This is a genomic window from Salinarchaeum sp. Harcht-Bsk1 (assembly GCF_000403645.1).
Taxonomy (GTDB): Archaea; Halobacteriota; Halobacteria; order Halobacteriales; family Salinarchaeaceae; genus Salinarchaeum.
This window is the reverse complement of record NC_021313.1, coordinates 3,248,470-3,255,260: the sequence shown is the minus strand read 5'-3', so window position 1 is coordinate 3,255,260 and position 6,791 is coordinate 3,248,470. Positions and strand designations below refer to the sequence as shown.

Here is a 6,791-nt window from a genome sequence, read left to right as displayed (position 1 = left end):
GCGCCGACGCCGCAGGACTAGACGATGACTTCCGCGCCTCCCTTCGGTCGGCGCGGTGTCGGAACATTTTCGAAGGCGCCCAGCCGATCGCTCTCGTATGTCGGTCGCCGAGCGAACGCGGGAGGCGGTTCGTGCAGATCCAGCACTCTACGACGCGCTCCGGGCCGGCGTCGTCAACTACAGTGCGGCTGCGAGGTCGTTGGCGGTCGACGGCGACGTGGAGTCGATCGCGACGGCACTCAGACGGTACGCCGAGGAGCTCCCAACGGGTGAGCAGTCGGATCGCCGCGTCAGCGTCCGGCTCCATCGTGGGGTCGCACTCGACGAGGATGCGTTCGGCGGCGTCGATCTCGAGGCCGATGGAGACGCGACCGCGATTCAGGTCACTGGCGACGTGGATGCCCGGGCCTTCGAACGAGTCCTCGGTTCACTTCGAACCGCCGGCGTCGCCGTCACCGCCGGGGGTTTCAACGATGACGCGCTCGTGGTCGGCGTCGAACCGCGCACGGGGCCAGAGGCCCTTCGCGTCGTCGAACGAGCCCTGGAGTCCAGATAGTCGACCGAACGGCCCGTTTCAGAGATCGGAGCGTTGAAACGCCGGCCCGCTGAACGAAGTTCCATGACGCTGCGGCTTCACGACACGCTCTCGGGTGAGACGACCGATTTCGAGCCGATCGGCGACGCCGTCACCCTCTATCTCTGTGGTCTGACGACCTCTGATCCCGCCCACCTCGGCCACGCCCGCGTCTGGCTCCACACGGACGTCCTCCACCGCTGGCTCGAGTACTCCGGGTATGAGGTCCGCCACGTCGAGAACTTCACCGACGTCAACGAGAAGGTCCTCGCGCGGGTCGGGGAGGTCGGCGACAGCGAGGCCGATGTCGGTCGCCACTACGTCGCCGAATTCCTCGACGATATGCGCTCGCTCCGATTGAAGCGGGCGACCGTCTACCCCCGCGTCACCGAGCACGTCGAGGAGGTAGTCGCGATGGTCGAAACCCTCCTCGAGAAAGGGTACGCATACGAATCCAACGGCTCGGTGTACTTCGACGTCACCAGTTTCGAGGACTACGGCAAGCTATCGGGGCAGCAGATCGACGAACTCGAGGCCCAGGGGCCCGAAGATGAGCGATCCGAGAAGCGACATCCGGCCGACTTCGCGCTCTGGAAGGCCGACGGCGTCGGGCCCGAGGAGATCGTCGAGCACCAGCACGAGGAAGCAGCCGATCCCGAGGACGCATGCGAGACGGCGCTCACCTGGGACTCTCCGTGGGGCGAAGGCCGCCCCGGCTGGCACATCGAGTGCTCGGCGATGTCCACCACGCACCTCGCCAATACCTTCGATATCCACGTCGCTGGCGAGGACCTGGTCTTCCCCCACAACGAAAACGAGATCGCCCAGGCCGAAGCGGCGACGGGGCAGCCGCTCACGAACCACTGGCTCCACGTGGGACTCCTCGAGACTGGCGACGAGAAGATGTCCTCCAGTCTCGGGAACTTCTACACCGTCGAGGAAGGAATCGAGAAGTTCGGTGCGGACGTCGTCAGGACCTTCCTCCTCTCGGCGACGTATTCGGAGAAACAGGCCTACTCCGAAGCTGCGATCGAGGAGGCCCAGGAGCGCTTCGAGCGCCTCGAACGCGGATACGAACGGGCCGTCGCAGTCGCTGACTCACCGGATTCGAAGACGAAGGTCAGGGACGACTCGCTCCGAAGCGCCGTCGCCACCGCACGTGAGGAGTTCGGACGGGCGATGGACGACGACCTGAACACCAGGGAGGCGTTCGCGGCGCTCCTCGAACTCACGAGCGCCGTTCACGAGCACCTCGATTCGTACGACGACGCAGATTACCAGGGCCTCCGTTCCGCCATCGAAGCGTACGACAAACTTGGGGGTGGTGTGCTGGGGCTCCGGTTCGGAGCCACGGAGGCTGGCGACGTCACGATTGCCGAGGAGCTAGTCGAACTCGTGCTCGAAGTCCGCGAACAACAACGTGCTGCGGGCAACTACGAGCAGGCAGACGAACTACGGGCCGACCTCGAGTCGATCGGTGTCGAAGTACAGGACACGGACGAGGGGCCGGAGTTTCGATTGTAATCGGCCGCCAGCCCTTCGTCGCGGAATCCCACGAGCTCAGGAGGTTCGTGCGGGAGTTGCTGTCCTGCATTCGAGGCGCCACGATCGGCGTTCAGTCTCGCTCGACGTGAATCTCGGTTTCGGAGATATGGAGGTAGTAGAACGGAGCGTCACCGAGTTGCTCGTAGATGGAGATGTTCATTAGCTGGGGCACGACATCGAACTTGGTTCCGAAGTCGTAATCTTCGGCGACGAGGGCGCCGCTCAGGCTATGGTCGTTCCCCCTTCCGAGTAACACCTCTGCGTTCGGGGCGTAGATCAACGCGTGGACGTCCGTGTTCTGACCTTTGTGGCCGATCTGATCCACATCGGAGTGGAAGAAAATCCGCAGTTGGTCTTCCTTCCCGGGCTCACCCAGTTGTCCGCCTCCACCGCCGTTGCCGACGAGGTCGCCCGTCGAGTACACCGTGACGTTATTATTACCGATGATATCGTAATCCGCGCCTTCGTCAAACGAGGGACTCTGCTCGGTGGCGATGATGATATCGCCCCCTGTCGTATTGAAGTCCAAGTTGCCGTTCGAAAGGTTGCCGTCGTCGTAATAGAGGCCAGCATCGATCTCGGTGTCGGCAGGAAGTATCTCGCCGTTGTTTCTCGCGTCTTCCAAGTACGCCTCTACCAGTGGCGTCGCACTCGGTGCCTCGTCAGAGTTACCGAAATCGCTCGAATTGTCGATCCCGTCGAAATCGTTGGTCCTACCATTTCCACCGCCGATCATGACGCCGTTCTCGAGGCTGCCGAGGTCGAACGGCACGCTGAACTGGATCACGAGTTCACCCTCCTCGCCGTCGTCACAGTCCTCGGCTGCAGAGCCGTCGGTCCGTTCTTCGAAGTACTGCTCCCATCCCTGGCAGTACTCACTGTCGATTGTGATCAGAACGCTCCCATCCTGGAGGGGATTGTAGTGGCTCGGTCGGTCGGGATAGTGCCGTTCGGAGGTGTGGGCGACCATCTCGCCGACAGTGCTTCCCGACGTAGAGAAGTCGTCCCTCACCAGCACGACGGGGAAAGTAATCGTCGGATCTGGATCTTCGCGGTAGTGGAACTCTGGAGACCGTACCAGCGACGACCCACCGTCTGGGTCTTGCCGCCAGACGCCACCACCCTGGTAGGCGATTTCAGTCCCGTCTGATGCCTCGTAAATGACGGCCCCGAACGACCGCTCCATCGACAGAAGCTGCGTATTCGTGGAGCGATTCGTGACGGTGATGTTGATGGTGCCGAGGCTGCTATCTGCGCGCAGCTGTCCTTCCGTGGAGCCCTCGATGCTGAACGACGAACGGCGACTCTCACCGGCAGCGATACCGTTCCCGGATTCGGCGAGCTGGGCCATCGACTGTTCGGCCTGTTCGTGCTCTGCGGACGATTGCGTGGTGTCGGCCAGCGAGACGCCGACGACGAAGAGCCCCATCGACGCAATAGCCGTGATGCCGAGGAGCAGCACGAGACCGATAATGGGGGTCAGTCCCCGGCTGTTCATAGGTGATTGTAACGAGGTTCCTTATCATATATTTATCATATGCTATCGAATACAACCTCGGATAGTTCATCTCTTTCATGGATTAATAGCCGGATATTACTTAATAATACATCTCGGCACCCAATAATTTCCAGATAAAGACGTCTGTTTAGCCATAATGGATAAATCGTTTGGGGCCAACCTGACGTAAGTCCAAGGACGGAATAGTGAAATATCGATGCAGGTGACCCCGAGGGTCAATTTTCCACCTCGATCGTGGTCTCGGAGATGTGAAGGTAGTAGAACGGTGCGTCGCCGAGTTCTTCGTAGAAGCTCATATTCGCGAGTTCGGGGTCGAGATCGAAGACGGTGCTTCCGAAATCGACGTCCTCCGCGACCAGCGCCCCGCTGGCGTTGTTGTTTCCTCGGAAGAGGAGCACTTCGGAGTTCGGAGCGTACAGGAGTCCGTGGAAGTCGGAGTTCTGGCCCTTGTGGCCGACCTGGTCGACCTCGGAATGCACGAACACGCGGAGCTGGGAAGTATTCTCCGGATCACCGATTTGCTCGTTGCCGCCACCTTTATCGACGAGATTGCGGCTGATGTAGAGCGTGACGTTCCCATCTCCCTCGATCGAAACGTTGCCGTCGACGACCGGGTACTGGTCCGACGCGACCTCGATGTCACCGTCTGTGGTATCGAAGGTGACGTCGCCACTGGATAGATTGCCGTCGGCGTAGTATAGCCCGGCATCGTCGATCACCGCGTCGTCGGGGAGCACCTGCCCGCTCGAGCGCGCCTCTTCGAGCTTCGACTCGACCATCGGCGTCGCACTCGGTGCGTCGTCAGAATCACCGAACTCACTCGAGTCGTTGATCCCGCCGAAGTTGGAGGGATCCCCGGATCCTCCGTCAAGCATCGCACCGCTTCCGAGTCCATCTAACTGGAAGGGTACGCTGAACTGGATCACGAGCTGGTCCTCGGTACCGTCGTCACACCCTTCGGCTGGCGAGCCATCGGTGTAGTGATCGAAGTAGTTCTCCCACCCGCTACAGTACCTGCTATCGATCGTGATGAGGACGCTCCCGTCCTGGAGCGGATTGAAGTGGTTCGGCTGGTCGGGGTACCGGCGAATCGATTCCCGTGCTCGCAACTGGCCGTCGACGTCCCCCGACTGGGAGAACTCGCTGCGCATCAGCGTGATCGGGAAGGTGATCGTCGGGTCGGGACGCTCACGGTAGTGGAATTCTGGAGCGCGGACCAGCTGTGAGTACCCGTTGGGTGAACGTCGCCACACGCCGCCACCCTGGTACGCGATTTCTGTCCCGTCCCGGGTCTCGTAGACGACCGCACCGAGCGGTTCTTCGATCGTGAAAATCTGCTTGCCCGTCGACCGATTGGTCACAGTGACGTTGATCTGGCCCGCGTCGGGGATCCCACGAACCTGTGCCGTGTCTGCACCTCGAATCGCAAACGCCGAGCTCTCGGCCTCGCCGGACGCAATGTCGTCGGCGGACGCCGCGAGCTGTGCCATCGACTGCTCGGCTTGCTGATCCACCGCGCTCGATTGCGTGCTCTCGGCGAGCGTCATCCCAGCGAGAAACAGTGCCATCGACGCGATCGCTACGATACCCAGTAGTAACACGAGTCCGATCACTGGGGTAACGGCCCGCCGAGTCATAGACAATTTGTACACGCCTACCCATCATATAATTACTATATATCGACCGACAGCATCTTCATTAGTTTATCTAGCTAGCGTATTAACCTCCAAAGTGTGCTCAATATTCTCGTGATATCCTGCATAATATTCAGAGAACTGCCACTGTGTGGCCAAAAGAATTATATTTAATGTGCCTTCACTTTGAGTAAATTTTGGAACTCCTAACTCAACTAACCACATAATCGTTCTGGCCCCGTCGACCGCAGACTCTGGCGACGTCTCGAACCAGCCCCGATCCCCGCGGCCTCTCTGCAAAAGCTCCGGTGGCTTTACTGGACAGGCGACGTACGACCGAGTGCATGTCGGATCCGCTCGCTTCGTTGTCCGCTCTCGCCGATCGCGTGGATCGTGCGAGGGGGGACGGGTCGCTGGAATCGGAGCGAGCGGTCCAACTTCGAGCCGTCGAACCCCTGCTCGAAACGCTCGGATGGGATGTCCGTGGCAGAGAGGTCGTCCCCGACGCTTCCGTCGACGCGGTCTCGGTCGACTACCTCCTGGCGATCGACTCGACGCCCGCGTTGGTTGTAGAGACCGTCCCCCCGGGGACGGACGTGCGCGAATCCACGACGGCCCTCGCTCGTGTCATCGACGACGACACCGTCGATCGGGGGATCGTCACCGACGGCGAGTCGATCGTGCTTCTCGTCGATGGCGACGACGGCGTCCACCGCCGATCCCTTCCGTTCGATGCGCTTCAGGAACACGCCGACGCGCTGGGGCAGTATCATCGAAGCGTCGTGGAGCGCTCGATTTCGGCCGCGCAATCCGGCGAACGTGAAGCAGCGCGACGGCTCGCAGCAGAACGGGACGCCGTCGTCACGTCCGTGACCCAGTCGATCCTCGACGTGACCGGTGACGCCGTCGAACCCACCGTCGCAGCGGCGGCCGAATCGTTCGTCGATTCGCTCGCCGAGTCGCTCGAGTCGCCTGGGAGCGCCGATGGAACCACCGACGGGCCATCGCGGGAATCCGACGCGACCTCCTCGGTAACGACACCGCCACCGGAGCATTCGACTCCGGATACTCGAACTGAACACCCCGACGCAAACACAGAACGTGATGAGGTGACTGCCGTCGAGTCTGGCGCGTCGCCCGAATCCGAACCCGAGATCGACTCGCAGGACGCTGGCGGCGACGGTGAGTACGTCGTCCGCTTTTTCGGCGGGACGAGTTCGGTCGGTGCGGTCGGAACCGAGACGCCACGTGGGACGACGGTGGGTACGGTTCGGTACCTGCTCGAAAATCACGGCCTCCTGGGCTCGACGACGCTCCCCTGGCGGACAGACGACGGGACGGTCGTCCTCGCGGAGTCGCCCGGTGGTCCCAACTGGATCGCACTGGATAACGACGCGGGCAACGCTGTGTACGTTCGGCCGATACGGGAACCAGCGATGGCCCGGTCCTGCATCGAGGAACTCGCGACCGCGGCGGGGCTTCGCGTCATGTTTCAGGGCGACTGGTAGCACTCGGCGGC

General features: G+C 61.5%; 5 protein-coding genes. 3 read left to right on the top strand and 2 right to left on the bottom strand.

From position 1 onward, the window contains the following. Positions 1 to 97: 97 nt before the first annotated feature. Both L593_RS15175 and cysS read left to right on the top strand, forming a co-directional pair. Complete coding sequence (locus tag L593_RS15175) at positions 98 to 556, top strand: hypothetical protein (RefSeq protein WP_020447862.1); 459 nt, start codon at positions 98 to 100, stop codon at positions 554 to 556. 63 nt (positions 557 to 619) lie between these two features. Beyond that, complete coding sequence (gene cysS, locus L593_RS15170; protein ID WP_020447861.1) at positions 620 to 2,098, top strand: cysteine--tRNA ligase; 1,479 nt, start codon at positions 620 to 622, stop codon at positions 2,096 to 2,098. Between the two features lie 91 nt (positions 2,099 to 2,189). Here cysS and L593_RS15165 read toward each other — a convergent pair whose 3' ends face one another. After that, positions 2,190 to 3,617: a hypothetical protein gene (locus tag L593_RS15165; protein ID WP_020447860.1), complete on the bottom strand. Its 1,428-nt coding sequence runs from the start codon at positions 3,615 to 3,617 to the stop codon at positions 2,190 to 2,192. Positions 3,618 to 3,853: 236 nt separating this feature from the next. Then, positions 3,854 to 5,275, bottom strand: coding sequence for a type IV pilin N-terminal domain-containing protein (locus tag L593_RS15160; RefSeq protein ID WP_144060786.1), 1,422 nt, complete (start codon positions 5,273 to 5,275; stop codon positions 3,854 to 3,856). A gap of 341 nt (positions 5,276 to 5,616) precedes the next feature. On the opposite strand from L593_RS15160, the gene L593_RS15155 reads away from it, so the two are divergent. Next, positions 5,617 to 6,780: a hypothetical protein gene (locus L593_RS15155; protein ID WP_020447858.1), complete on the top strand. Its 1,164-nt coding sequence runs from the start codon at positions 5,617 to 5,619 to the stop codon at positions 6,778 to 6,780. Positions 6,781 to 6,791: the final 11 nt, after the last annotated feature.

Excerpts from the sequence above, each read along its gene's own strand:
- L593_RS15165 (WP_020447860.1), bottom strand. The coding sequence starts at position 3,617 with ATGAACAGCCGGGGACTGACCCCCATTATCGGTCTCGTGCTGCTCCTC.
- L593_RS15175 (WP_020447862.1), top strand. The coding sequence starts at position 98 with ATGTCGGTCGCCGAGCGAACGCGGGAGGCGGTTCGTGCAGATCCAGCA.
- cysS (WP_020447861.1), top strand. The coding sequence starts at position 620 with ATGACGCTGCGGCTTCACGACACGCTCTCGGGTGAGACGACCGATTTC.
- L593_RS15160 (WP_144060786.1), bottom strand. The coding sequence starts at position 5,275 with ATGACTCGGCGGGCCGTTACCCCAGTGATCGGACTCGTGTTACTACTG.
- L593_RS15155 (WP_020447858.1), top strand. The coding sequence starts at position 5,617 with ATGTCGGATCCGCTCGCTTCGTTGTCCGCTCTCGCCGATCGCGTGGAT.